Below are 2,605 nucleotides of genomic sequence, written 5' to 3' on the forward strand. Positions count from 1 at the left end.
GAACTCGACCGCGCCCGGGGTGTCGCCATGCAGCAGGATCGATGTGGCCTGCATCGGCAGCGCCCGGCCGGTCGCGGTGATGACGACGCCCTCGCAAAGCAGGCGCTGCACCCGTTCGAGCACGAGCGCCGGGTCGTGAATGACCGCGCCGGCCGTGCCCCGGGGCACCAGCAGTCCGTCATCGTCGTAGGCGCGGTCTGCCAGGAAAGTCGTGGCGACGCGCAAGCCGCAAGCCGCCGCCGCCCCCTCGATGGCGCGACTGGTCGACGATACGATGAGGAGCTCCCGATTGAACGCGGCGACGGCGCGGACCAGCGGTTCGGCGAGCCCGGCGTTGGCGGCGGCCATGTTGCCCAAGGCACCGTGGAAGCTCAAGTGGGTCATGCGGTAACCGGCTGCGCGGACGATGCCTGCAAGCGCGCCGAGCTGATAGGTGACCATCGCCGCGAGTTCGGTGGCATCGATCTGCATCACCCGGCGGCCGAAGCCCTGGCGATCCGGGAAACCGACATGGGCGCCGACATCGACCCCACGCGCCTTTGCCGATTCCACGGTGCGCTGCATGATCAGCGGGTCGCCTGCGTGAAAGCCGCAGGCGATGTTGGCCGACGAGACGAGGCCGAGCAGAGCGTCGTCGTCGCCCATGGACCAGGGGCCGTAGCCCTCGCCCAGATCCGCATTGAGATCGATCTTCATTCGGCGTCACTCCCGTGCGGCTGCAATCCGATCAGGGGCGCGCCGTATCCCACGGTCGCGCCATGCTCGGCGAACTTCTCAGCGACCAGACCGTCCTCCGGTGCCGGGACCGGAAGCAAGAGCGGTCCTATCTGGAGGAAGGCGAGCGGCGTGCCGGCGGCGACCTCGGTGCCGACGGCGACCGATGGTTGCGAGCGCAATGGATGGCGGTCGAGGTAGATGCCCGGCACGGGTGCCCGAATGACCTGCGTGGGTGGAGAAATCAGGGCCGCCGCCGCAGCCTCGATCATCTCGACCTCGACGCGGGCGCCGTCATGCCGCAGGCGCAGCACCCCGGCTGGGCCTTTCAGCTCGAGCAGGCCGATGTCGGTCGCCGCGAGGAAGGCGCAGAGCTGATCGACATGGTTGAGCGGATTGGTCATCGCACCGCTCCCTGGTCGCAGTAGAGCTCAACCAATCGGCGGACGTTGCTCAGCCAGCGCCGGGTCGCCGCCAACGCGTCCAGCGCCTCGTCCCAGTTGCACAGCACGAAACGAATCCGGCTTCCGATGGGAGCTTGGCCGAGGCGCCAGAGGTCGGCGTCGATGACGGTGCCGATCTTGGGGTAGCCGCCCGACGGCTGCGCATCGCGCATCTGGATGATCGGCTGGCCACCATGGGGGACCTGGATCACGCCTGGAACAATGCCGTGGGAGCGCAGCTCCATGGGTCGCTGCGGCCTGAGCTCGGGGCCGGCGAGACGATAGCCGTAACGGTCGCTCTGCGACGTAATCTTCCACGGCTCGGACCATAGCGCCTCGTGGGAAGACGGCGCGAAGCTATCGTATTCGGCCGCCGGCAGCACCCGCACGGCAGGCAGCCCGTCCACCTCCGACGGCAGGGCTAGACCGGGCGGCGTGATGCCGAAGCCTGTCTTGGCGCGATCGGATGTCGCGACAATCGGCAACCCATCGCCGTCGCGCAGGGGACGGCCCTCCAGCCCGCCGAAGGCGCCGCGCAGCTGAGTGCTGCGCGAGCCGAGCACCAACGGAACATCGATCCCGCCCGCGATGCACAGATAGGCGCGGCAGGCGCGCCAGGTCGCAGCTGAGGGAACGGCGAGCGCGAGCACCTGACCGGCATCGGCGCGGTGAGCCCACCATGGCAGCACTGGCGCCTCGTCGAGCTGCGGCGCGCAATCCGCGCCGGTCACGGCGAACACCGTCGGACGGGTGAATCGGACGCGGAACGGGAACAGCGGTATCTCGAGAGCTGCCGCATTCTCCTCGTTGCGCAGCAGGATGTTTCCGGCGGCAAGCGCCAACGGGTCCATGGCGCCCGATGTCCCGACGCCGAGGTTGAGCGCGCCGGTGCGGCCGAGATCCTGCACCGTGGCAAGCGCGCCGGCCGACAGCACCTCGATCATCGCAGCACCCGGTTTGGCTTGAAGCGGATGCAGTCACCGGGTTGCAGGAGCGCTGGCGGCGTCCGCTCGACATCGAAGAACGCCACCTCGGTGCTGCCGATCGTATTCCAGCCGCTTGGCCCATCTGAAGCGGAGACGCCGGTCTGGCTGCCGCCGATGGAAACGGCGCCGCGTGGAATGCGCAGCACCGGGACCTTGCGCCGCGGCGTCGCGATGCGCCGATCCATGCCGCCGAGATAGCAGTACCCGGGATGACTGCCGAGGGCGTAGACGGTGTAGGTCGGAGCGCTGTGGATCGTGACGATATCGTCGACACTCAATCCGGTGTGGGCCACGACGTCGGCCATATGCGGGCCGCCGTCGCCGCCATAGACCACCGGCAGATCGAGGCAGCGCCCGGCGGCCGGAAGCGGCTCGACGGCGTGCCACAGCTCGATCAGCGTGTGCTCGAGTTGCCCGCGGTGCCGTGGCGGCTCGGCGAAAGTGACCATGAGATTGTTCATG

The 2,605-nt window shown here is 68.8% G+C and carries 4 protein-coding genes; all 4 read right to left on the reverse strand.

The annotated features are described in order from the left end of the window. Window positions 1-696: LamB/YcsF family protein (locus MOV74_RS35780; RefSeq protein WP_246931926.1), on the reverse strand; the 696-nt coding region annotated here is incomplete at its 3' end. Further along, window positions 693-1,118 carry a biotin/lipoyl-containing protein gene (locus tag MOV74_RS35785; RefSeq protein ID WP_246931928.1) on the reverse strand — a complete coding sequence of 142 codons (426 nt, stop codon included), beginning with the start codon at window positions 1,116-1,118 and terminating at the stop codon, window positions 693-695. The genes MOV74_RS35780 and MOV74_RS35785, both read right to left, overlap by 4 nt. Continuing rightward, complete coding sequence (locus MOV74_RS35790; RefSeq protein ID WP_246931929.1) at window positions 1,115-2,101, reverse strand: biotin-dependent carboxyltransferase family protein; 987 nt, start codon at window positions 2,099-2,101, stop codon at window positions 1,115-1,117. The genes MOV74_RS35785 and MOV74_RS35790 overlap by 4 nt, the downstream gene beginning before the upstream one ends. Then, a partial coding sequence (pxpB, locus tag MOV74_RS35795) for a 5-oxoprolinase subunit PxpB (RefSeq protein ID WP_246931931.1) occupies window positions 2,098-2,605 on the reverse strand: 508 nt, incomplete at its 5' end. The genes MOV74_RS35790 and pxpB, both read right to left, overlap by 4 nt.

The sequence above is a fragment of the Bradyrhizobium sp. SHOUNA76 genome, assembly GCF_023006445.1.
In the GTDB taxonomy this organism is placed as follows: domain Bacteria; phylum Pseudomonadota; class Alphaproteobacteria; order Rhizobiales; family Xanthobacteraceae; genus Bradyrhizobium.